24 protein-coding genes and 1 pseudogene are annotated in these 20,972 nt (G+C 71.0%); 10 read left to right on the forward strand and 15 right to left on the reverse strand.

The window, feature by feature from the left end; genetic code table 11:
* Nucleotides 1–13: 13 nt before the first annotated feature.
* Complete coding sequence (locus F4560_RS44790; protein WP_184921879.1) at nt 14–565, reverse strand: Scr1 family TA system antitoxin-like transcriptional regulator; 552 nt, start codon at nt 563–565, stop codon at nt 14–16.
* Nucleotides 566–692: 127 nt separating this feature from the next.
* Here F4560_RS44790 and F4560_RS19235 point away from each other — a divergent pair, with 127 nt between their 5' ends.
* Genes F4560_RS19235 through F4560_RS19245 form a run of 3 tightly spaced genes read left to right on the forward strand, consistent with a single transcriptional unit; the run spans nt 693 to nt 2,927 of the window.
* Complete coding sequence (locus tag F4560_RS19235) at nt 693–1,286, forward strand: TetR/AcrR family transcriptional regulator (RefSeq protein ID WP_184921881.1); 594 nt, start codon at nt 693–695, stop codon at nt 1,284–1,286.
* A complete protein-coding gene (locus tag F4560_RS19240; protein WP_184921883.1) occupies nt 1,286–2,440 on the forward strand; it encodes an MFS transporter in 1,155 nt (384 codons plus the stop codon). Before F4560_RS19235 ends, F4560_RS19240 begins: the two co-directional genes overlap by 1 nt.
* 10 nt (nt 2,441–2,450) lie before the next feature.
* Nucleotides 2,451–2,927, forward strand: coding sequence for an acyl-CoA thioesterase (locus F4560_RS19245; protein ID WP_184921885.1), 477 nt, complete (start codon nt 2,451–2,453; stop codon nt 2,925–2,927).
* On the opposite strand, the gene F4560_RS19250 is transcribed toward F4560_RS19245, so the two are convergent.
* Nucleotides 2,899–3,954, reverse strand: coding sequence for a TetR/AcrR family transcriptional regulator (locus tag F4560_RS19250; RefSeq protein WP_184921887.1), 1,056 nt, complete (start codon nt 3,952–3,954; stop codon nt 2,899–2,901). The genes F4560_RS19245 and F4560_RS19250 overlap by 29 nt on opposite strands.
* A 91-nt stretch (nt 3,955–4,045) precedes the next feature.
* Between F4560_RS19250 and F4560_RS19255 the strand changes: the two genes are divergently transcribed.
* On the forward strand, nt 4,046–5,230 hold the full coding sequence (locus F4560_RS19255; RefSeq protein ID WP_312869368.1) for a cytochrome P450 family protein: 1,185 nt from the start codon (nt 4,046–4,048) through the stop codon (nt 5,228–5,230).
* 30 nt (nt 5,231–5,260) lie between these two features.
* Here the strand turns inward: F4560_RS19255 and F4560_RS19260 are convergent, their stop codons facing one another.
* The 3 genes from F4560_RS19260 to F4560_RS19270 form a co-directional block, all read right to left on the reverse strand.
* Entirely contained in the window at nt 5,261–5,743 is a 483-nt protein-coding gene (locus F4560_RS19260; RefSeq protein ID WP_184921889.1) for a nucleoside/nucleotide kinase family protein, read from the reverse strand.
* A complete protein-coding gene (locus F4560_RS19265) occupies nt 5,740–6,222 on the reverse strand; it encodes a hypothetical protein (protein WP_184921891.1) in 483 nt (160 codons plus the stop codon). Before F4560_RS19265 ends, F4560_RS19260 begins: the two co-directional genes overlap by 4 nt.
* 195 nt (nt 6,223–6,417) lie before the next feature.
* Nucleotides 6,418–6,747: a winged helix-turn-helix transcriptional regulator gene (locus tag F4560_RS19270; protein WP_184929250.1), complete on the reverse strand. Its 330-nt coding sequence runs from the start codon at nt 6,745–6,747 to the stop codon at nt 6,418–6,420.
* 176 nt (nt 6,748–6,923) lie between these two features.
* Between F4560_RS19270 and F4560_RS19275 the strand changes: the two genes are divergently transcribed.
* Nucleotides 6,924–7,763 carry an NAD(P)H-binding protein gene (locus F4560_RS19275; protein ID WP_184921892.1) on the forward strand — a complete coding sequence of 280 codons (840 nt, stop codon included), beginning with the start codon at nt 6,924–6,926 and terminating at the stop codon, nt 7,761–7,763.
* A 137-nt stretch (nt 7,764–7,900) separates the two neighbouring features.
* The gene (locus F4560_RS19280) at nt 7,901–8,434 is read left to right on the forward strand and encodes a TIGR03086 family metal-binding protein (RefSeq protein WP_184921894.1); all 534 of its coding nucleotides are present in this window, start codon (nt 7,901–7,903) and stop codon (nt 8,432–8,434) included.
* A gap of 361 nt (nt 8,435–8,795) precedes the next feature.
* On the opposite strand, the gene F4560_RS19285 is transcribed toward F4560_RS19280, so the two are convergent.
* From F4560_RS19285 to F4560_RS19300, 4 genes are all read right to left on the reverse strand, one after another.
* The gene (locus tag F4560_RS19285; protein WP_184921896.1) at nt 8,796–9,320 is read right to left on the reverse strand and encodes a DUF4262 domain-containing protein; all 525 of its coding nucleotides are present in this window, start codon (nt 9,318–9,320) and stop codon (nt 8,796–8,798) included.
* Between the two features lie 106 nt (nt 9,321–9,426).
* On the reverse strand, nt 9,427–10,176 hold the full coding sequence (locus F4560_RS19290; RefSeq protein WP_184921898.1) for a YebC/PmpR family DNA-binding transcriptional regulator: 750 nt from the start codon (nt 10,174–10,176) through the stop codon (nt 9,427–9,429).
* Nucleotides 10,177–10,194: 18 nt separating this feature from the next.
* Entirely contained in the window at nt 10,195–10,800 is a 606-nt protein-coding gene (gene pdxT, locus F4560_RS19295) for a pyridoxal 5'-phosphate synthase glutaminase subunit PdxT (RefSeq protein ID WP_184921900.1), read from the reverse strand.
* Between the two features lie 479 nt (nt 10,801–11,279).
* Nucleotides 11,280–12,503, reverse strand: a complete 1,224-nt coding sequence (locus F4560_RS19300) for a trans-sulfuration enzyme family protein (RefSeq protein ID WP_184921902.1) — start codon at nt 12,501–12,503, stop codon at nt 11,280–11,282.
* Between the two features lie 74 nt (nt 12,504–12,577).
* Here F4560_RS19300 and F4560_RS19305 point away from each other — a divergent pair, with 74 nt between their 5' ends.
* Nucleotides 12,578–13,051 (forward strand): Lrp/AsnC family transcriptional regulator, encoded by a 474-nt coding sequence (locus F4560_RS19305; RefSeq protein ID WP_184921904.1) that lies wholly within the window; start codon nt 12,578–12,580, stop codon nt 13,049–13,051.
* An 80-nt stretch (nt 13,052–13,131) separates the two neighbouring features.
* Here the strand turns inward: F4560_RS19305 and F4560_RS19310 are convergent, their stop codons facing one another.
* From F4560_RS19310 to F4560_RS44795, 4 genes and pseudogenes are all read right to left on the reverse strand, one after another.
* The gene (locus tag F4560_RS19310) at nt 13,132–14,724 is read right to left on the reverse strand and encodes a M28 family metallopeptidase (RefSeq protein WP_184921906.1); all 1,593 of its coding nucleotides are present in this window, start codon (nt 14,722–14,724) and stop codon (nt 13,132–13,134) included.
* A gap of 105 nt (nt 14,725–14,829) precedes the next feature.
* Complete coding sequence (locus F4560_RS19315; RefSeq protein ID WP_184921908.1) at nt 14,830–15,564, reverse strand: group II truncated hemoglobin; 735 nt, start codon at nt 15,562–15,564, stop codon at nt 14,830–14,832.
* 200 nt (nt 15,565–15,764) lie between these two features.
* Nucleotides 15,765–16,547: pseudogene (locus tag F4560_RS43680) on the reverse strand (RNA-guided endonuclease InsQ/TnpB family protein); the annotation flags it as partial.
* Between the two features lie 69 nt (nt 16,548–16,616).
* Entirely contained in the window at nt 16,617–16,901 is a 285-nt protein-coding gene (locus F4560_RS44795; RefSeq protein ID WP_246477844.1) for a helix-turn-helix domain-containing protein, read from the reverse strand.
* A gap of 99 nt (nt 16,902–17,000) precedes the next feature.
* On the opposite strand from F4560_RS44795, the gene F4560_RS19325 reads away from it, so the two are divergent.
* Both F4560_RS19325 and F4560_RS19330 read left to right on the forward strand, forming a co-directional pair.
* A complete protein-coding gene (locus F4560_RS19325) occupies nt 17,001–18,857 on the forward strand; it encodes an acyl-CoA dehydrogenase family protein (RefSeq protein ID WP_184921910.1) in 1,857 nt (618 codons plus the stop codon).
* Between the two features lie 19 nt (nt 18,858–18,876).
* Complete coding sequence (locus tag F4560_RS19330) at nt 18,877–19,254, forward strand: DUF6292 family protein (RefSeq protein WP_184921912.1); 378 nt, start codon at nt 18,877–18,879, stop codon at nt 19,252–19,254.
* Between the two features lie 60 nt (nt 19,255–19,314).
* Here F4560_RS19330 and F4560_RS19335 read toward each other — a convergent pair whose 3' ends face one another.
* Both F4560_RS19335 and F4560_RS19340 read right to left on the reverse strand, forming a co-directional pair.
* Complete coding sequence (locus F4560_RS19335) at nt 19,315–19,623, reverse strand: branched-chain amino acid transport AzlD family protein (RefSeq protein ID WP_184921914.1); 309 nt, start codon at nt 19,621–19,623, stop codon at nt 19,315–19,317.
* On the reverse strand, nt 19,620–20,297 hold the full coding sequence (locus F4560_RS19340; protein ID WP_184921916.1) for an AzlC family ABC transporter permease: 678 nt from the start codon (nt 20,295–20,297) through the stop codon (nt 19,620–19,622). Before F4560_RS19340 ends, F4560_RS19335 begins: the two co-directional genes overlap by 4 nt.
* Before the next feature lie 56 nt (nt 20,298–20,353).
* On the opposite strand from F4560_RS19340, the gene F4560_RS19345 reads away from it, so the two are divergent.
* Nucleotides 20,354–20,911, forward strand: a complete 558-nt coding sequence (locus F4560_RS19345) for a helix-turn-helix domain-containing protein (RefSeq protein WP_184921918.1) — start codon at nt 20,354–20,356, stop codon at nt 20,909–20,911.
* Nucleotides 20,912–20,972 lie beyond the last annotated feature (61 nt).

Consider the following 20,972-nt stretch of genomic DNA (forward strand, 5'->3'; position numbering starts at 1 on the left):
GCGCGGACCCGGTTCAGCGGTGGCGGTAGTCGGCGGCCCAGCGGCGGAACTCGGCGCGCGACGACGGCACGTCCAACGCGATCCGGTCCAGCACCTCGACCTGACGGCGCCCGGTGGGCACGGCGAACGACGAGCGCAGCACGCCCACGTGCCCCGCCGCGAACGGCACCAGCCGCACCGGCACGTCACGCCGGTCGGCGAGCACGTCCAACTGGTCGGCCATCACCGATCCGTCGCCGACGCACGCGTGCAACGCCGCCTCGTGCACGAAGAACCGCGCGTGCTGGAGCGCGGCCACCCCGGGACTGCCGTGCGCTCCGTCGTCACCGAGCGCGAGCGTGTACGCGGGTGTGCGCAGCGGCTCCGGGACGCACAACGTCTCGAACACCACCACCTCGCTCCCGATCGAGTTGTCGGCCGGTTCGCCGGGCCGACGACCGACCAGCCTGATCAGATCGATCAAGTCCGGTCCGCGCCGATTGCGGTCCACCGTGGACGGTCCACTCGACCAGCCCAATCCCGGCACCAGCCTCAGCGGCGGCCGGATGTCCTCACCTGCGGTCACGGTGCGCCACCGTAGTGACGTTGACCAGGGGGTTCGAGCGCTGATCGGCAAGTCCACCCCAAAGTGGAACAAGTCAAGCCGTACGTACTGATTGGATTTCCCCGGGCGGCCCTGGCAACATCGACCGGTGCCCAGGGTGAGCCAGGACCACCTCGATGCCCGCCGCCGCCAGATCCTTGACGGCGCGCGTGCGTGTTTCGCGCGTTTCGGCTACGAAGGCGCGACCGTGCGCCGTCTCGAGGAGGCTACCGGCCTGTCCAGGGGCGCGATCTTCCACCACTTCCGGGACAAGGAGTCGCTGTTCCTCGCCCTCGCCGAGGACGACGCGCTGCGGATGGCGGAGGTCGTCGCGGAGCAGGGTCTGGTGCAGGTCATGCGCGACCTGCTGGCGCCGCCCGACCCGGAGGTGGTCGAGCACCCCGCCGACTGGCTGGGCACCCGGCTGGAAGTGTCCCGCCGACTGCGCACCGATCCCGAGTTCCGGGCCCGGTGGGCGGAGCGGTCGCGCCAGCTGACCGACGCGACGCGGCAGCGGTTGGAGCGCCAGCGCGAAGCCGGGAACCTGCGCGACGACGTGGACGTGGACGTGCTGACGTCGTTCCTGGAGTTGGTGCTGGAGGGCCTGGTGTCGCACCTGGCCATGGGCCTGCCCGCGGACGACCTCGAACCCGTGCTCGACCTGGTCGAGGAGAGCGTGCGCCGCCACCGCCGCTCGGGGTGATGGTCCGGTACCTGTGGTCCGCCGGCCTCGCCCGGCTCGCGGACGAGATGGTCGCCGTGGCCGTGGTGCTGCTGGCCTTGTCGCGCACCGACTCGCCGCTGTTGTCGGGTGCCGTGATCGCCGCGTACACGGTGCCGTCGATCCTGTCCGGACCGCTGCTCGGCGCGTGGCTCGACCGGACCCGCCGGCCGGTGTCCGCGTTGGCGGCCAACCAGTTCGTGCTGTCCGCGATGGCGCTGGCGATGGTCTTCGCGTCCGCGCCGTGGCTCGTGGTCGCCGCGTTCGTCGCGGGCATCACGCTGCCGATGACGAGCGGCGGGTTCACCAGCCTGGTCCCGCGTCTGGCGACCGACCTGCCGAAGGCCACGTCGCAGGACGCGCTGTTGTTCAACGTGGCGGCGATCGGCGGGCCCGCGCTCGCGGCGGTGCTGAGCACGGCCGCGTCGCCCGCCGTGGCGGTGGCCGTGGTCGGCGCGCTGTCGTTGGCCGGCGGTCTGTGCACGACGACCTTGCGCGTGCCGCCGCACCCGCCCACCGAGCACCCGTCACTGCGTTCGGCGATGCGGCGGGGCCTGCGGCACCTGGCCACCACTCCCCCGCTGCGCGGCGCCACGGTCGCGTCGGTGATCGGGTACGGGTCGGTCGGCATGCTCGTCACGGCGCTGCCGCTGCACCTCGGCGTGCTGGGCGTCGACGAGAACCAGACCGGGATCGTGTGGGCGGCCATGGAAGTGGGCTGCGTGGCGAGCATCCTGGCGGTCCGCCGGCGGCTGCCGCGGTGGCGTCCCGAACGGGTGGTCTTCACGACCGTCGCGCTGTACGGGGCGACGCTCGCGCTCTGGCCGGTGACCGCGCACTTCCCGGTGCTCCTGGGGTTGGCGGTGCTCAGCGGCATGGCTCAGGGGCCGACGCTGACCGCCACGATCACCGCCCGCCAGCGGTACACGCCCGAGGGATTGCTGGGGCAGGTGTCGACCACCGGGGCGAGCTTGAAGGTCGGCGCGTTCGCGGCGGGCGCGGCGGGCGGCGGCGCGTTGCTCACCGCCTGGCCGCCGACGGCGGTGATCTTGCTGGTCGCGGTCGGGCAGCTGGTGGCGGCGTCGCTCGGAGCAGCAGCCGCTAGGCCGAAACAGGCGGTTCCGGCGACCCCATAGGATCGCCGACATGGCTGACCCGCGAGCTGCCCACGTGCACCGGGTGCGGGTGCGCCCGGTCGACTGCGACCGCCAGGGGATCGTGCACGCCTCGCGCTACGCGGTCTTCTTCGAGGCCGCGATGGTGGAGACCCTGCGCTCGATGCTGGGGTCATACAAGGAGTTGGAGAAGCACGGCATCGACTTCGTGATGGCCGAGACCTCCATCCGGTACCTCAGCCCGGCCCGGTTCGACGACCTGCTGCGCATCTCGGTGCGCGTGCGGACGCTCGGCACCACCACGTTGACCATGGGGTTCGACGGCGACGTGGACGGCACGCCGGTCGTCACCGGCTGGAACCGCTACGTCTCGTTCGGCACGCCGGAGCTGCGCAGCACCCCGATCCCGGCGGACTTCCGCAAGGTGCTGGAACGCCGCCCGGCCACGTCCAAGACCGCGCCCGCGCCGAGGACCGCGCCTAGGTCCGCACCCGCGCCCCGGAGCTGACCGCGTGACCCGCGCCTGAGCCCTCGGCCCGCGCCACGATCCGGCCTCCTTCGACGCGGATCGCGGTCTCGGTCTCGTCGCTCACGGCCGGCACGCCCGCCGCGCCCGCCAACGCGCCCGTCTCGTCGCACACCACCCGCACCGCGGGCCACGCGCCCACCGGGAACGCCTGCCGCAGGCTGACGCACACCTGCGCCACCACCAGTCGTGCCAACGGGGCCAGTTCCGACGGCGTGCCGGTGACCATCGCCAGGGTGACCCGCGCACCGGTCCGCACCGCCTCCTCGACGGCGGCCAGCCGGTTGAGCCCCAGCACGACGACCACGCCGTCCTCGTCCGGCGTCACCGGCTCACCACGCACGAGATCGACCACGGTCGGCGGCGTCCACGGCTTGTCCTCGCGCCGCACCGACGCACGGGCCGGCGGCGGCCACCAGTCGCTCAACTCCAGGCCCGCCAACTGCTCGCACGCGCTGACCACGTCGAACGGCTCCAGGAAGCCGGGCGCGGCGGTTGCCAGCTGGCTCGCGCCGTGCAGGGTCGTGAGCACGATCTCCGCCTTGCGCACCATCCGGAACGGCGGCGAGCCGGGCGGCGTCGTGGCCGGTTCGAGGGCTTCCATCGCCAGGCTCAGCAGCAGCGCGTCCAGCTTCAGCAACTGCGTGAACGGCCGCCGCGTGACCTCCTCCGCGACCACCTCGGGCATGAAGTCCCGCGCCAACGCGTCGTGGCTGAGCGAAGTGACCCACGCGCGGGCCAACGCGCCCAAGGCTTCGCGCACGTCCGGGCCGCGTTGCGGGTTGGTCGGTGTCGAAGCGCGCTCGACGAGGTCGGCCAGCACGGCGAAGTAGAGCGCGCGCTTACCGGGGAAGTTCGAGTACACCGCGCCCCGGGTGAGCTCGGCGCGCTGGGCGATCGTGTCGATCTTGGCGTCCCGGAACCCGCGTTCGGCGAACTCGGCGCGGGCCGCGTCCAACACCCGTGCCCGGTTGCGCTCCTGCGCTTCCGCCCTGCTCAGCCGCACCATCACGCACCCCGTTTGCCACGCGTCACGCAGTCAAGATACCGTCACCATTCAGATGATGAGAACATCTGATCTGAACATGTGGAGGCCCGCGGTGACCGTTCCCGAGATCGACCCCGCCAACCCCGAAGTGCTGCACGACCCGTTCACCGCCTACGCCAAGGCCCGCGAGGACTCGCCGGTGGCGCGGATGACCGTGCCCGGCATGGGTGACCTGTGGATCCTGACCCGGCACGAGGACGCCCGCGCGATGCTCGGCGACCCGCGCTTCGAGCTGAACGCCAACAGCTTCATGCGCCTGCCCGGCATCCCGGACCACTGCCTGCCGTACCTGCGCACGATGTCCGAGATGGAGGGTCCGGAGCACGTCCGGCTGCGCAGGCTGGCCGCGCCCGCGTTCACCGCGCGTCGGGCGGAGGGCTTCCGGCCGCGCATCGAGGCGATCGTGGCCGCGCTGCTCGACGCCCTGCCGGACGGCGACACGGTGGACCTCATGCCGCACTTCGCCCGCCCGCTGCCGATGGACGTGATCTGCGAGCTGGTGGGCATCCCCGCCGAAGACCGGCCGCGGTGGCGTGAGTACGGCGCGGCCGTGGTGGCGGGCTACGGACCGGGGTTCCTCGCCGCGATCCCGGGGATCATCGAGGGCGCGAAGGCGGCCGTCCAGCTGCGCCGGACGTCACCGGGTGACGACCTGATCTCCCAGTTGCTGCGCGTGCAGGACGACGACGGCGACCGGCTGTCCGACGCCGAGCTGGTCACCCTGGTGTGGCAGCTGGTGCTGGCCGGGCAGACTCCGGCGAACCTCATCGTCAACGGCCTGGAAGCGCTGCTCACCCACCCCGACCAGCTCGCGGCCCTGCGGGCGGACCCCAGCCTGATGCCGCGCGCGGTGGAGGAGCTGACCCGGTGGGTCGGCCCGCAACTGCTCACCGCGCCCAGGTACACGCGGGAGGAGGTGACCGTCGGCGACGTGGTGATCGACAAGGGCCAACCGGTGATGGCCGCGATCATGTCCGCCAACCGCGACCCGCGCGTGTTCGCCGCGCCGGACGACCTGGACGTCACCCGGGAGCCCACGGCCGGGCACCTCGGCTACTCGCACGGCCCGCACTTCTGCCTCGGCGCGGCGTTCGCCAAGGTGCAGACCGAGGTGGCGCTTTCCGCTGTGCTGCAACGGTTCCCGGACCTGGCACTGGCCGAGGCGCCACAGGCCATTCCGGACGGCGGCACGTGGCGGCTCGCGTCGCTGGTCGTCAAGACCCGCGGCGCGGAGTGATCAGGCCCGGAATGATCAGCCACGGAATGATCAGGCGCTGAAGAACTCGGCCACGATCCGGTCCGCGATCTCGTCGACGGTCCGGCCGTCGGTGTCGACCACGAGATCGGCGTCCGGCGTGGACGCGGGAACGGCCAGCCGGCGCAGGTCCTCCGCCGACCGTCCCCGGAGGTCGTCACCGGGGATGGGCGGACCCTCTCCCCTGCCCCGCATGAGCAGGCGGGCCACGAGCTCGTCGTGGCTCGCGTCCAGCCTGCACAGCTTCGCCTCCGGCAGCAGGTCGGCGTACTCGCCGGAGACGACGAGGTGCCGGGCGCCTTCCTCACGATGGGTGCGCCAGACCGCGTCGAGCCGGCGTGCCTGGCGTGCCGCGTCGAGCGGCGGCGTGGCGAAGGTGATCTGGGCCAGGTCGACGTAGCCGGCCTTGGTGGTCGTGGTGAGCCGGGTGAACACCGCCCAGCCCACCACCGACTTGCCCACCGCACGCGGTCCGGTGATCCAGAGGACGGTCAATCGATCCACCTCGCGCGCACGTCGGCCGCGACCTCGGCGGGCGCACGGCCGTCGGTGTCCACGGTGAAGTCGCCGAAGTCGGCGCGGTCCAGCTCGTCGGCTTCGGCCAGCACCAGGTCGACCTGGTCGGTGAGCCAACCCCGGCCGAGGAACCGGGTCCGCAGTTCGGCGCGGTTCACCCGCAACCGGCACAGCGTGACGTCCGCGCCGGGCAGCCGGTCGGTGTAGCGGCGGGCGGTGGCCGTGGTGTCGAGACCGCCGGAGACGACGAGCGGGGCGTCCTCGAACTCCGGCCACAGCGCGCCGAGCGCACTGGACTTGACCCGGTGGTTCTCGGGGTCGTCGGCGGACTCCGGGTAGCAGAGGCCGAGCTGGTCGGTGTCGACGTACGCGGCGCGGTCGAGCGTGCGGTAGACCAGCCAGCCGACCGTGGACTTGCCGACGCCGGACGGGCCGAAGAGCCAGAGGACGGTGGTCATCGCGCCGGAGGGTAGTGCGGCCGGGTCCGGCGCGGCGAGGTGTTTTCGGGCGTGACGAATCGACACCCGATCGGGCAAACCATCAGCTGGGATTCAGGAATGTGGTGCATGCTTGTGGGGCGCGTCGACCCGCCGCACCGCCGCCGCGGCGGGTCGTTGCGTTTTATCCGCATTAATGCGGACTTCTCGGGTCACTCAGTTGCGCCGACCACCGACTCGTTCCCGCCCGTCGTGGTCCTGCCGGGCCCGCTCGACTTTCTCCAGGTTGACCGCCGTCCACTCGGCCAAGGCCGCGAACAACGGCGCGAGGCTGCGGCCGAGTTCGCTGATCTCGTACTCGACCCGCGGCGGGACTTCGGCGTGGTAGGTGCGGATGACGAGCCCGTCGCGTTCCAGTTGCCGCAACCGCTGGGTCAGCACCTTGGGCGTGATCGTGGTGATGCGGCGGGACAGCTCCACGAACCGCAGCCGGCCGAACTCGTTCAGCGTCCACAGGATCGGCGTCGTCCAGCGGCTGAACACCATGTCGACCACCGGCGCGATGGGGCACGCCAGCTCCGGATCCGACGTCTCGCCGGCCGTCCACGTTGTGCCACTGGTCACAGCGAGCCCCTTCCGCCATTACTTTCCCCTAGGTACCTACTATACCGAGGACAGTAACTTCCCCCGAGTACGCAGTGAGCGACTACTCGGGAGTGGACATGATCGTGGTGACTGGGGCGACGGGGAACGTCGGCCGGACGCTCGTGCGGGCACTGGACTCGGCCGGTGAGCAGGTGACCGCCGTGTCGCGCAAGATCTCGGCGGTGGACGTGCCCGCGGGGGTGCGCACGCTGGCGGCGGACCTGATGGAACCGGAAAGCCTCAAGCCGGCGCTCGACGGCGCCGACGCGCTGTTCCTGCTGACCGCCACCGCCGACTGGATGGCGGCCGGTGGCGACGGGACCGTGCTGGGAGGCGTCCTCGACCTCGCGCGGGCCGGTGGCGTCCAACGGGTCGTCCTGCTGTCCTCGCAGGGCGTCGGCACGGGCCGCCACCCGTCGGAGCTGGAGGACGCCGTCAAGGGGGCGGGGCTGCCGTGGACGATGCTGCGGCCCGGCGGTTTCGACTCGAACGCCTTCGCGTGGGCCGCGACGATCCGCGCGGAGAGGGTGGTCGCGGCGCCGTTCGGCGATGTCGCGCTGCCCACCGTCGACCCGGACGACATCGCCGAGGTGGCGGCCGTGGCGCTGCGGCAGCCGGGTCACGCGGGCGCGACGTACGTGCTGACCGGCCCCACCCCGATCACTCCCCGGCAGCAGGCGGCGGCGATCGGGGACGCGCTGGGCGAGCCGGTGCGGTTCGTCGAGCAGACCCGTGACGAGGCACGGGCGCAGATGCTGGGGTTCATGCCCGCGCCGGTCGTGGAAGCCACCCTCGGCATCCTGGGCACGCCGTCTGCGGAGGAGCAGCGGGTGAGCCCGGACGTCGAGCGGGTCGTCGGCCGTCCGGCCCGCACGTTCGCCGACTGGGCCGCGCGCAACGCCGCCGCGTTCAAGTGATCCGTCGTTACGCCGTACGGGTGCACTAGATCAAGTCTGCGCACGGTCCCGTGGACCGATACCCGGCTCGGGGTGCGGTTCGGGCCAACGTTTGGTGCACTCGTGGGGTGGATCTGATCGAGGCTCACGGACGCGCGATGACGGAGTTCGACTCGCGGGTGCGCCGGGTGCGCCCCGAGCAGTGGGACTGGGGCACACCTTGCAAGGAGTGGACGGTCCGCGACCTGGTCAACCACCTGGTCCACGAGCAGCTGTGGGCGCCGGAACTGCTGGCCGGCTGCACGATCGAGCAGGTGGGCGACCGCTTCGACGGCGACCAGCTCGGTGAGGACCCGCTGCACTCGTGGGTGCTGGCGGCGGCCGCGGCGAGGGAGGCGTGGATCGCGCCGAAGGCGTTGCTGAAGTCGGTCCACCTGAGCTCCGGCAAGTCGCCGGCCACGGAGTACGGCTGGCAGATGACGACCGATCTGGCCGTGCACGCGTGGGACCTCGCCCGCGCCATCGGGGTGGACGAGCGGATCGACCCGGACGTGGCCGAGGCGGTGCTCGAGTACATCGAGCCGAACGCCGAGTCGTGGGCGGCGAGCGGGCTGTTCGACCCGCCGGTGCCGGTGCCCGCGGACTCGGACGCCCAGACCAGGCTGATCGCACTGCTCGGCCGCACGCCCTGAGCAGCGCCCCGGAGGCTTTGGCCCGAGGTCGTGCCGCCAGCGGTCTTGCCGCCGGAGGTCTTGCCGCCAGAGGTCTTGCCGCCAGAGGTCTTGCCGCCGGAAGTTTGCGGTGGGGGGAGCCTCGGAAACTCCCCCCACGGCCCATTCCTTGGCACGGGCGGGGCCCCCGCGACCAAGCCTCCGTCACGCGCCCCGTCCCACGCAGCTCCCCCTATCGCCTGCGTGGGACGGGGCGTGCCTCCCCCTTACCGCGTGCGGCGTCCCCGACATCCCGGCGCACAGGACAGTGATAACCCAACAGGCGTTGTCCATGGTCGGTCACCTGACACCTGACAACGTTTCCCGGACAACGTGGCGCCGGTCACGGACCGTTGACGCCCGGCTCCCAGCTCTCCGGCCGACCGCTCTCGGTCAGCAGCAGCTGCCAGTCGCCGAAGCCCATCGGCGCGTCGTGGTGCCACGGGAACCGGCCCTCAGCGGTCGGCACGATGATCTGGAGGGCGGCGAAGTCGCCCTTGCCGTAGAGCAGGAACGCGCTGCCGAAGAACTCCGGGTAGAAGCCCTTGAACACCCGCTCGAACGTGACCGGCACGCCCTCGAAGAAGTCGTAGTAGAGCCGGCCCGGCACGAACCGCTCACCCTTACGGGCACGGTCGACGTAGGCGTGGATGAGCACCTTGGCGTGCTCCTCGGGCAGTCCGAGCACCACCGCCTCGGCAACGCCGAATCTGCGCCAGGCGCCGACGGAGAACGAGTACCCGGCGCCTTCGGCGTCCTCGGGCACGGAGACCACCGCGTGGCCGTGCAGTTCGGCCTGCGTCAGCAGCCAATTGCGCAGGTTGATGTCTTGTGGGCTCGGGGCGGCAGGGCTCGACACCCGGCCCATTGTGCCCGTTCCGTCCGTTAACCCCGCATAAGCACCGCTCCGACACAGCCGACAGCCCCGCGCCGGGCACGACCGGACGCGGGGCTGCGGAGACGAGAGCGGGAGGTCAGTCGACCTCCGCCATCACCTCGTCGGTGACGTCGAAGTTCGCGAACACGTTCTGCACGTCGTCGCAGTCCTCGAGCGCGTCGATCAGCTTGAAGATCTTCCGCGCGCCGTCCGCCTCCAGCTGCACGGACACCGACGGCAGGAAGTTCGCCTCGGCCGACTCGTAGTCGTACCCGGCGTCCTGGAGCGCCTTGCGCACCGCGACCAGGTCACCGGCCTCGGACACGACCTCGTAGCTCTCGCCCAGGTCGTTGACCTCCTCGGCGCCCGCGTCCAGCACCGCCATCAGCACGTCGTCCTCGGACAGGTCGCCCTTCGGCACGATCACCACGCCCTTGCGGGCGAACATGTAGGCCACCGAGCCGGGGTCGGCCATCGAACCGCCGTTGCGGCTCATCGCGGTGCGGACCTCGGACGCGGCCCGGTTGCGGTTGTCGGTCAGGCACTCGACCAGCACCGCCACGCCGTTGGGGCCGTAGCCCTCGTACATGATGGTCTGCCAGTCCGCGCCGCCCGCCTCCTCGCCGCCGCCGCGCTTGCGCGCACGCTCGATGTTGTCCAGCGGCACGGAGTTCTTCCGCGCCTTCTGGACGGCGTCGTACAGGGTCGGGTTGCCGTCGAGATCGCTACCACCGGTGCGGGCCGCCACCTCGATGTTCTTGATCAGCCGCGCGAAGAGCTTGCCGCGCTTGGCGTCGATTGCGGCCTTCTTGTGCTTGGTGGTCGCCCACTTCGAGTGGCCGCTCATTTGTCCTCCGTCGAATACTCAGCCCGCCGCACGGACCATGTCCACGAAAAGGCGGTGCACCCGCCCGTCGCCGGTCAGTTCCGGGTGGAACGAGGTGGCGAGCACGTGCCCCTGCCGAACCGCGACGATCCTACCGGCGGCCTCTCCCGCGTCCGGTGATTCGGGCACCCGGGCGAGCACTTCCACCTCTGGACCCGCCGATTCCACCCATGGGGCGCGGATGAACACCGCGTGCACGTCGCCGACGTCGGTGAAGTCGAGATCGGACTCGAAGGAATCCACCTGCCGGCCGAACGCGTTGCGCCGCACGACGATGTCGAGCCCGCCGAGCTGGTGCTGGTCCGGCCGCCCGTCGAGGACCTGGTCGGCGAGCAGGATCATCCCGGCGCACGACCCGTAGGTCGGCATGCCTTCCTTGATCCGCGCGCGCAGCGGTTCCAGCAGGTCGAACGTGGCGAGCAGCCGGCTGATGGTCGTCGACTCGCCGCCCGGCAGCACCACGCCGTCGACCTCGGCCAGTTCCTCCGGCCTGCGGATCGGACGGGCGAGGACGTCGGCTTCCGCCAACGCCACGAGGTGTTCACGGACGTCGCCCTGGAGGGCGAGGACACCGACGACGGACACGGCTGGGATTCCTCTGTCAGGTTGTCGGCTCCGCCGACGGTCTAATTGAACCCCACCAGCCTAGGTGACCGGGCCGGACGGCTGCTCGTGGCACCCGTCCGACCCGGTCGGCCTTCCCGCGGCGCGCTAGTGGTCGCGCACCGCGACCCGTTCGGCGGCCTGGTGGGCTGCCGAACGACGGGCTTGGACGGCTCGCCTGCCGACGGAGGGCGGCACGGCGGGCACCGGAGACACGAGATCCGCTCGACGGTCCGACAAAGATGGATTCGCCGCGGATGCATTGGGTTGCCGGCGGGGCGGGAGAACCGAATTGTGCGGAGACCGCAGTTCGGCGGTCATCACGTCGCCGGCTTCTCGTCGAGGAACGAGCAGACGCGCACGGAGACCCGTTGTGGCAGGTCCGGCAGCCGCACAGCCCGATTGGGGCACTCGACGGCGTCCGACTCCGCAGCACGCTGCTCATTCCTGACGACCGCACATTAGTGGCTCGCGGCGGGCTCCCGGAAACCGCTTGAGGAAGATTTGATGTAATCCTGTTCACAAGGTCCGGAAAGCGCCTGGTCGAGGTCCTCCCAAATGTCCTCGACGTCCTCCAGGCCGACGCTCAGTCGCAGCAGGTTCGCGGGCACGCCGGACGCCTCGCGGGCAGCGTCTGGCACCAGCCGGTGAGTGAGCGCGGCGGGGTGCTCGATCAGCGAGTCGACCGAGCCGAGGCTGACGGCGGGCGTGACGAGCCGCAGCCTGTGCACCACCGCCGCCGGGTCTTCGCGGGTGGTGAACGCGAGCATCGCGCCCGGACCGCGCATCTGCGTGCCGATCAGTCCGGCCGGGTCGGCGCCGGGCAGGCTCGGGTGCCGCACGAGGCCGGTGCCGGGGTGCGCGTCGAGTCGTGCCGCCAACTCGACCGCGCCGCGCTGGGCCGCCTCGACGCGCAGCGGCAGCGTGGCCAGGCCGCGGTGCATGAGGTAGCCGCCCAACGGGTGCAGCACGGCGCCGGTGATGATCCGGACCTGGCGCAACGGCGCGGCGTGCTCCTCGTCGCACGCCACCACGCCGCCGAGCACGTCACCGTGGCCGCCCAGGTACTTGGTGCCCGAGTGCAGCACGTAGGTGGCGCCGTGGGCCGCGGGGTTCTGGAGCACGGGCGTGGCGAACGTGTTGTCCACGACCACCGGCACGTCACCGGCCTGCGCGACGACGGCGGCGATGTCGAGCAGGTCCAGGTTGGGATTGGCCGGTGTCTCGACCACCACGAGGCCGGTCTGCGGGGTGATCGTGTCGGCGACCTCGTCGGCGGCGGCGTAGGTCGTGCGGACGCCGAGCAGGCCGGACGACAGGAGGTGGTCCGTGCCGCCGTAGATGGGCCGCACCGCGACCACGTGCGTCTTGCCGGTCAGCACGCAAGCGGCCTGCACCACGGCGGTCACGGCGGCCATGCCGCTGCCGAACGCCACGGCAGCGCTCGTGCCCTCCAGCGCGGCCAGGGCCTGCTCGAACCGGGCCACGGTGGGGTTGTGCAGCCGGGAGTAGACCGGCGAGGTGGCCCGCGCCGCGCCCTCGGCGAACGCCTGGAGCGCGTGGCCGCCCTCGGTCTGGTCGGGGATCGGGTAGGTGGTGGACAGGTCGATCGGCAGGGCGTGCACGCCCAGGTCGGCGAGGTCGTCGCGCCCACCGTGCACCGCCGTCGTTCGCAACCGCGTCATGCCCGAATCGTGGACTTATCGTCGGCCGCGGAGGGACACTTCCGCAGGTTGTTCGGCGGGCGGAGGGATTCGGCGTGTTGGATTCAGTGGACGCGGCCATCGTGCAAGAGCTCCAGAAGGACGCACGGCTGCCCAACAAGGATCTTGCGGACCGGGTCAACGTGGCGGCGTCCACGTGCGTGGTCCGGCACCGGGCGCTGCGCGAGCGCGGCGTGATCACCGGCTACCACGCGGAGGTCGACCTGGCCGCCGTCGGACGGCCGGTGCAGGCGATCATCGCGGTGCGCGTCCGGCCGCACACGAGGGCGATCGTGGAGCCGTTCATGGACTACGTGCTGTCGTTGCCGGAGGTGATGGCGATGTCGCACGTGGCCGGGCCGGAGGACTTCCTGGTGCACGTCGCCGTCGCCGACACGGCCCACCTGCAACGCCTCGTCCTGGACCGCTTCACCACCCGGCGGGAGGTGAGCGAGGTGCAGACGAACCTGCTGTTCCAACACGTCCGCAAGCACACCGTGCCGCCGGTGGGAGACGACCGGTGGTCTTGAGCACGTGGCCAAGGCGGGGCCAGCGCGAGGCCGGGGCGGGGTCGGGGCTCGGTTTTCCGGGCCCTCGACCCCACGTCCGGTCAGGAGGTGATCCGCACCGACGACGTGCCCGCGCCGTGCGACTTGCCCGGCGAGCGGACGCCGTTCACGGTCGAGGTGTCGAAGGCGAACGTGATGACCGCCGTGGCGATGGCGTCGGCGTTGACGTCCAGCGCCTCCGCGTTGACGTTGCCGCGCAGGTCGTAGCCCGCCGCCAGCTGTGCGTACAGCGCCGCGTCGGCACCGTCCGCGACAGGCGTGAAGCTGTCGCACGGCTGGTGGTAGCACGGGTCGTACGCCGCGCCCGCCACACCGCCGTACAGCGCCGCCTGGGCCGCCGTCTTCACGCCCTCCGCCCCGGTGAACAGGCCACCGGCCGGGATGCCCACCGCGATGAACGGCCCGTAGTCGGACCGGCCGGAGAACTCGGTGTCCTCCGACGGCACGCCGCGGTCTGCGTAGAACTTCTCGAACACGTCCTCGATCTCCGCCGAGCCGGGCGGGATGAAGCCGGGCGGTGCGGTGCCGCTGGAGTTGTCGCCGTCGTAGACGCCGTTGAAGTAGTTCGGCGAGCCGACCATGTCGAAGTTCAGGTACAGCGCGATCCGGTCCTGCTCGGCCTGCGGCAGCGTCGCGATGTAGTGCTCCGAACCGAGCAGGCCCTCCTCCTCGGCGCCCCACCAGGCGAACCGGACCAGGTTGTTCGACTTCACCTTGGCCATCTTGACCGCGACCTCCAGCAGCGCGGCGGAGCCGGTGCCGTTGTCGTTGATCCCCGCGCCGTCCTGGACGCTGTCGAGGTGCGCGCCGGCCATCACGGTGTTGCCGGTGAGGCCTGCCCGCGACTCGGCGAACACGTTCCACGCGGTGCGGGTGTCGGACAGGAAGTCGACCTTCACGCGGACGACGCGCGGACCGTCGGAGGCCAGTTCCGCGCCGACCGCGAAGGTGGCGAAGACGACCGGGATCGCCAGGCCTGGTGTGTCGCCGATCGGCGTGGACAGGCCGGTGCGGCCCGGCTGGCCCTCGTTGAACAGGATCACGCCGACCGCGCCCGCCGCCTGGGCGTTGAGCGTCTTCTGGGCGAACCCGCACGAGCCGCGTTGCAGCAGGGCAATGTTGCCCGCCGGGAACGTCACGAAGTCGGACGCCTCGCAGCCGCTGGTGTTGGAGTTCGGGTCGGGGCCGGGCGGGATGACCACGTCCACGGGGACGACCGTGCTGGTGACCTCGCCGATGAACGTCGGGGTGAAGCCGTTGCGGGTGAAGTCGCGGTCCACGACGTAGGTCTTGGCCGTGGGCGTGAGCTGCTGGAGCTCGGACTTCTCCTCGCTGTAGGGGAACTCGAACTCCTGCACGGTGGGCGCGTAGCCGGAGGAGGTGAGGGTGTCGACCACGTAGTCGACCGACGCCCGGTAGCCCGGTCTTCCCGCGGCCCGGTCGCCGTGGACGTCGGCGATGTCCTGGAACGCGTCGAGGTGGCGCATCACCCCGTCGAGCGTGACGGCTTTGGTGAGCTTGGCGGGTGAGTTGTTGTTGGGATCGGCAGCGGCCGGCCCGACCACGAGGAGTGGTGCGATCAGGACGAGCGCGGAGGTGACGGCGAGCCGCCTGCGGCGGGTACGAGAGGGCATGGCTTGCCTCCATGTGTGACAGACGCCACTAATGGGGTCGCCCGGACGTGGGTCATCCGTTACACCGATCAGCCCAACGCGACGCTGTGTCACCCGCTACTGGGGCTATCCTTGCCAGGGGCGCACGTTGCCCCAGTCCCACGTCGGCATGGGCTCGGCGGGGTTCGGCTCGGCGCCGGGCCGCGAGAAGATCACCGCCATCCTGGTGCCCCACTCCAGGTAGCCGACGAACGCCGAGCGGAACTCCGGGTCGTCCGGCAGGCCGACGTCGTCCGCCGTGTCGAGCAGCAGCGACACCCAGCGCTTGCGCTGCTGCTCGGTGATCCCCTTGCCCAGGTGCCGGCCCACCATCCCCCGGTGCCCGCCGCGCGACGTCGAGTAGGCGCTCGGTCCGCCGAAGACCTCACCGAGCCAGTCCGCGACGTGGTGCGCGTGGTGGGGATCCATACCGGCGAACAACGGCGCCAGCAGCTCGTCCTCGGGCACGCGCAGGTAGAAGGCGTGGAGCAGCTTCTCGAACGCCTCCGCGCCGCCCGCCCACTCGTAGAGCGTGGGCGCCGGCCGGCCGATGTCGACCGGCTCGTGCCGGCGCGGTTCGTCGGCGTACGCGGCGAAGTCGGCGAGTTCGGCGGTGAACGGCGCGAAGTGCGGCCCGGCGCGGAAACCGTCCGGATCCGCCGCCCAGGTGAGGCGGACGACGTAGTCCCCGTCGCCCTTGGTCAGCTCGAAGTCGTGGCACTCGGGGGCGGCGGCGAGGTGCGCGGCGGCACGTCGGTAGGCGGCCTCGAACGCCTCGGCGCGGTCGGCCGGCACCCCGTAGCGGGTGTACTCGATCATCATTTCGGCAGTCGAGCACCTCCGGCCGGACCGGGGCAAGCGCGTTGTCGAGCCGGCGCGGTGGACGTGTGTTAGCAAGGGGGCATGGGGACGACCTTGACAACCTCCCCTCCCTGAAGAGAGGGGATTCCCCGCCGGGCTCGCGCCCGACAGTTCCTGCTTCTTCTCCCCCGGAAGGGAGGTTTCGCCGGATGCCTCGCCGACTAGCGTCGGGTCGGTCTTACCCCGGCTCCACAGGCCGTGACCGCCTGCCCGGCGGCCAGGATGTTGCGCGCGGCGTTCACGTCGCGATCGTGCCGTGCCCCGCAGTCGCACGTCCACTCGCGGACGTGCAGCGGCAACGTGTCCAGCACGTACCCGCAGTCCGAGCACGTCTTCGAGCTGGGCAGCCACCGGTCGACCACGACCAGGTCACGGCCGTACCAGTCGCACTTGTACTCCAGCATCGACCGCAGATCCGACCAGGACGCGTCGGAGATCGCGCGGGCCAACGACCCGTTGCGCAGCATGTTGCGGACCGCCAGGTCCTCGATCACGACCAGTTGGTTCTCCCGGACGAGTCGAGTGGTCAGCTTGTGCAACAAATCCCGCCGACGGTCGGCGATACGGGCATGGACACGAGCCACCCGCAACCGGGCCTTGACCCGGTTCGCGGAACCCTTCTCCTTGCGGGCCAACGCCCGCTGGGCGCGGGCCAGGCGTTCCCGGTCCCGCCGCTCGTGCTTCGGGTTGGTGATCTTATCCCCGGTCGACAGCGTGACCAGGGAAGTGATCCCCGCATCGACACCCACGACGTGATCTGTGGGTGGGGCGTGGATTATGGTGGTTTCGACCAGGATCGACACGTGCCACCGTCCGGCCGGGTCACGCGACACGGTCACCGTGGACGGCTCGGCGCCCTCGGGCAACGGCCTGGACCACACGATGTCCAGCGGCTCGGCCATCTTCGCCAACATCAGCCGGCCGTCGCGCCAGCGGAACGCAGACCGGGTGTACTCGGCGGAAGCCCTGCCCCGCTTGCGGGACTTGAACCGCGGATAGCGAGACCGCTTCTCTCAGAACGCCGCGAACGCCGACTGCAAGTGTCGCAGCGACTGCTGCAACGGCACCTCGTTGAGAAACCCCAACCCGTCGGTCTTCTTCCACGCAGTGAGCAGGGCCGAGGTCTGCACGTAGTTCACCCGACGCTGCTCCCCGAACCACGCCTGCGTGCGGGCCTCCAACGCCCGGTTGTAGACCACCCGCACACACCCGAACGTGCGCAACAACTCCACTTCCTGCGCCGAAGACGGATGAAAACGGTACCGGAACGCCCGCTTCACCACCGACCCCGACACCATGATTCACATTAACACCCAGCGAATGAGCCTTGCCGATGCGGTCGAGCATCGGTTTCCTCCCCGACATGAACGCCGGGGTATCCACCGACAGGAGCCCAGATGAGCGACACCGACTCGTTGCGCGACCTGCTCGACGGCCGCTGGGGGACGCTGCGCCGGAACTCGATGGAACTCCTGGCCGGGCTGCCGCATCCCGGCGACTTGGGCCGCGAGGAGTACCGGGCGTGGGTGCTGGAGCAGCTGCACGCGTTGGCCGACGGTGGTCATCCGCTGATCGGGTTCCCGGCCGAGTACGGGGGCCGCGACGACGTGGGCGGCTCGGTGGTGGCGTTCGAGGTGCTGGGGTTCGGCGACCTGTCGCTGATGGTCAAGGCCGGTGTGCAGTGGGGTCTGTTCGGCGGCGCGGTGCAGGCGTTGGGCACGACCGGGCACCACGACCGCTACCTGCGCGCGATCATGGACCTGGAGCTGCCGGGCTGCTTCGCGATGACGGAGACCGGGCACGGGTCGGACGTGCAGAACCTGCGCACCACGGCGACCTACGATCCGTCCACTGAGGAATTCGTGGTGCACACGCCGGACGTGTCGGCGCGCAAGGACTACATCGGCAACGCGGCCCGTGACGGGCGGATGGCCGTGGTGTTCGCGCAGTTGGTGACCGGCGGCGAGGGGCACGGCGTGCACGCCCTGCTGGTGCCGATCCGGGACGCGGAGAGCGCGCCGATGCCGGGTGTGCGGATCGAGGACTGCGGGCCGAAGGCCGGTCTGAACGGCGTGGACAACGGGCGGCTGTCGTTCGACCAGGTGCGCGTGTCTCGGGAGAACCTGCTCAACCGGTACGGCGACGTGACGCCGGACGGCACGTACTCCAGTCCGATCGAGGGCGAGGGCCGCCGGTTCTTCACCATGCTCGGCACGTTGGTGCGCGGGCGGATCAGCGTCGCCGGCGGGGCGGGCAGTGCGACCAAGAAGGCGTTGGCGCTGGCGATCCGTTACGGCGACACGCGGCGGCAGTTCACCCGGCCGGACACCGGCGCCGAGGTCGTGGTGCTCGACTACCTGGCCCACCAGCGGCGGCTGCTGCCCGCGTTGGCGACGTCCTACGCGTTGCACTTCGCGCAGGAGGAGTTGGTCGCGGCGCTGCACGACGTGGCGGACGACCGGCAGCAGCGGGAGTTGGAGTCGCGGGCGGCCGGGCTGAAGGCGGTGGCCACCTGGCACGCGACGCACACGATCCAGACGTGCCGGGAGGCGTGCGGCGGCGCGGGGTACCTGTCGGAGAACCTGATCGCCGGGCTCAAGGCGGACACCGATGTGTTCACGACGTTCGAGGGCGACAACACGGTGTTGTTGCAGTTGGTCGCCAAGGGGCTGCTGACCAGTTACCGCGACCACGTCGGCGATCTGGATCCTTGGGGCATGGCGCGGTTCGTGGCGGATCAGGCCGTGGGCGTGGTGATCGAGCGGACGGCCGCGCGGGCGATCATCGACCGGTTGGTCTCGGGCAGTTCGGACGCGTTGCTGGACCGGGGCTGGCAGGTGCGGCAGTTCGAGGACCGCGAGAAGCACGTGCTGGAGGGGTTGGCCCGGCGGTTGCGGCGGGCGTCCAAGGAGAACGCGTTCGACGTGTTCAACGCCGCGCAGGACCACGTGCTGCATGCCGCCCGTGCGCACGTGGACCGGGTGGTGCTGGAGGCGTTCGTGGCGGCGGTGGACCGGTGCGGCGACCCTTCGGCCTCGGCGCTGCTGGACCAGGTGTGCGACCTGTACGCGTTGAGCACGATCGAGGCGGATCGGGCTTGGTTCCTGGAACACGGGCGGCTCACGCCGCAGCGGGCGAAGGCCGTTTCGCAGGCGGTGAACGAGCTTTGCGGGCGGTTGCGACCGCGTGCTCGGGCGCTGGTGGACGCGTTCGGTATCCCGGAGACGTTGCTCACGGCCCCGATAGGCGTCTGAAAGGTCCAGAATAGGCGTTATGGATGACAGCGCGCAGATCAGTCTCGGTCTGGCCCGGTACGTGCAGGCGGTGGCCGAGGAGGTCGGCGTGCCGCCCGAGGGCACCGAGTTCGAGGTCAGCGACACCGCCACCGCGTACCTGGGCTTGGAGGGGCCGGGACGTGACCTGATGCTGCTGTGGAGCGAGCACCGCGGTTGGTCGATCGCGGTGGAGACCGATCCGACCGAGAAGCCGCTGGTGGTAGCCCATCTCGGCCTACCGCTCGTGCCGCCGCCGGACGCGGTGGCGAAGTTCGTGGACGACGTGCTGGCGGGCAAGCCGGGCAGCCCGGAGCCGGACCTGGCCGGCACCCGCGACCGCCACCGGCTCGCCAACCGGCTGAGCGATTACCTGTAGCCGGTCAGGTGTCGCGGCGCTTGACCCCCGTCATCGTCCGCCTCGGCCCGCGGGACCGGACTAGGAGACGCCCAGGAACCGCAGGCCGGCGGTCGTCGCGGCGGCGAGGACCACCACCACCACGAACGGGGCCTTCCGCCACGCCGCGATCCCACCGACCACCACGCCGATCGGCAGTGCGAGCCCCGCGAAGCCTTGGCCCTTGGTCAGCGTGGACGTTGCGACGAGCGCGAACAGCAGGACCGTCGCAGAGGTGGACATCAGCAGCTTGACCCGGTCCGACAGCTTGAGCCGGTCGCGCAGCAGCGGTCCGGACAGGCGGATCACGTAGGTGCCGGCGGCGAGCACGAGGATGGCGGTCAACGTCATGCGGGCACCTTCTGACGTGCGGTGATCAGCAGTCCGACCACCGCGCACAGCACCGGCACGCCCGCGGGCAGGAACGGTGTGGCGGCCAGCGCGACGGCCGCGCCGAGCAGGGCGGCGTTCCTGGTCGCGGCGTCCTTGAGCGCGGGCAGCAGGAGCGCGAAGAGCGCCGCGGGGAACACCGCGTCCAGCCCGAAGGCGTTCGGGTCGCCGATGTTCTGCCCGATGAACGCGCCCGCGACGACCGACACGTTCCAGGCGATGAACAGCGAGATGCCGCACAGCCAGTAGGCGGTCTTGGCCTTGCGCGGGTCGGGTTGGGCCATCGCGAAGGCGGTGGTCTCGTCGATCAGGAGGTGGCTGCCGACGAGCCGTTGGACCAGGCCCTTGCCCAGCACGTCGCCGACGGCCAGGCCGAACGGCAGGTGGCGGACGTTGAGCAGGAGCCCGGCCACGACCGCGGCGGCCGGGCTGCCGCCGGCGGCGACCACGCCGACCGCCATGAACTGCGCGCCGCCCGCGAAGACGAGGAGCGACATCACCACGGGGAGCCACCACGACATGCCCGCGCTGGTGGAGATCGCGCCGAAGGAAGCGCCGCTGACTGCGGCGCCGGCGGCCACCGCGGAGACGTCACGCAGCAGTCCGGGGTCCAGGGTTCGCCATATCGAACGCATCGTCTTCTACGATGAACAGTGGGGAAGCGTTCGTCAAGCCGAACGATTGGACTGTCATGTCGAACACAGGCGCGCCGCTCCAGGTCATCGCGGCCTCCCTTCGCCGGGAGCGCGAGCGGGCCGGGCTGTCGTTGAGCGAGTTGGCCAAGCGTGCGGGGATCGCGAAGTCGACGCTGTCCCAGCTCGAGGCGGCGAGCGGCAACCCCAGCGTGGAGACCCTGTGGGCGCTCGGCGTGGCACTCGGCGTGCCGTTCTCCCGCCTGGTCGACCCACCCGCGGCCCGCGTCCAGGTGATCCGCGCGGGCGAGGGCCCCGCGATCTACTCGGAACGCGCCAACTACACCGCGACCCTGCTCGCGTCCTGCCCACCCGGCGCCCGCCGCGACATCTACATGCTCCGCCTGGAACCAGGCGCCGCCCGCGAATCCGAACCGCACATGTCGGGCACGGTGGAACACCTGATCGTCAGCACCGGCCGAATGCTCGCCGGGCCGCGGACGGAACCGATCGAACTGGGCCCCGGCGACTACCTCGTCTACCCCGGCGACATCCCGCACACGGCCCAAGCACTCGAACCGGGAACCACCGCCCTGCTGGTCTCGGAGCACGTGTAGAACGCACGTTCGAGCGATCCAGTCGAGCGAGCAACCGACCGATAGATCTTGCATGCAGACA

It is taken from the genome of Saccharothrix ecbatanensis (assembly GCF_014205015.1).
Lineage (GTDB): Bacteria > Actinomycetota > Actinomycetes > Mycobacteriales > Pseudonocardiaceae > Actinosynnema > Actinosynnema ecbatanense.

Bases quoted from the DNA above. Each gene is read 5' to 3' on its own strand.
- F4560_RS19280 (WP_184921894.1), top strand. From the start codon at position 7,901: ATGACGGAGTTCGACTCGCGGGTGCGCCGGGTGCGCCCCGAGCAGTGG.
- F4560_RS19300 (WP_184921902.1), bottom strand. From the start codon at position 12,503: ATGACGCGGTTGCGAACGACGGCGGTGCACGGTGGGCGCGACGACCTC.
- F4560_RS19275 (WP_184921892.1), top strand. From the start codon at position 6,924: ATGATCGTGGTGACTGGGGCGACGGGGAACGTCGGCCGGACGCTCGTG.
- F4560_RS19345 (WP_184921918.1), top strand. From the start codon at position 20,354: ATGTCGAACACAGGCGCGCCGCTCCAGGTCATCGCGGCCTCCCTTCGC.
- F4560_RS19335 (WP_184921914.1), bottom strand. From the start codon at position 19,623: ATGACGTTGACCGCCATCCTCGTGCTCGCCGCCGGCACCTACGTGATC.
- F4560_RS19330 (WP_184921912.1), top strand. From the start codon at position 18,877: ATGGATGACAGCGCGCAGATCAGTCTCGGTCTGGCCCGGTACGTGCAG.
- F4560_RS19240 (WP_184921883.1), top strand. From the start codon at position 1,286: ATGGTCCGGTACCTGTGGTCCGCCGGCCTCGCCCGGCTCGCGGACGAG.
- F4560_RS19250 (WP_184921887.1), bottom strand. From the start codon at position 3,954: ATGGTGCGGCTGAGCAGGGCGGAAGCGCAGGAGCGCAACCGGGCACGG.
- F4560_RS19315 (WP_184921908.1), bottom strand. From the start codon at position 15,564: ATGATGATCGAGTACACCCGCTACGGGGTGCCGGCCGACCGCGCCGAG.
- F4560_RS19310 (WP_184921906.1), bottom strand. From the start codon at position 14,724: ATGCCCTCTCGTACCCGCCGCAGGCGGCTCGCCGTCACCTCCGCGCTC.
- F4560_RS19285 (WP_184921896.1), bottom strand. From the start codon at position 9,320: ATGGGCCGGGTGTCGAGCCCTGCCGCCCCGAGCCCACAAGACATCAAC.
- F4560_RS19340 (WP_184921916.1), bottom strand. From the start codon at position 20,297: ATGCGTTCGATATGGCGAACCCTGGACCCCGGACTGCTGCGTGACGTC.
- F4560_RS19290 (WP_184921898.1), bottom strand. From the start codon at position 10,176: ATGAGCGGCCACTCGAAGTGGGCGACCACCAAGCACAAGAAGGCCGCA.
- F4560_RS19270 (WP_184929250.1), bottom strand. From the start codon at position 6,747: ATGGTGTTCAGCCGCTGGACGACGCCGATCCTGTGGACGCTGAACGAG.
- F4560_RS19245 (WP_184921885.1), top strand. From the start codon at position 2,451: ATGGCTGACCCGCGAGCTGCCCACGTGCACCGGGTGCGGGTGCGCCCG.
- F4560_RS19265 (WP_184921891.1), bottom strand. From the start codon at position 6,222: ATGACCACCGTCCTCTGGCTCTTCGGCCCGTCCGGCGTCGGCAAGTCC.
- F4560_RS19325 (WP_184921910.1), top strand. From the start codon at position 17,001: ATGAGCGACACCGACTCGTTGCGCGACCTGCTCGACGGCCGCTGGGGG.
- F4560_RS44795 (WP_246477844.1), bottom strand. From the start codon at position 16,901: ATGGTGTCGGGGTCGGTGGTGAAGCGGGCGTTCCGGTACCGTTTTCAT.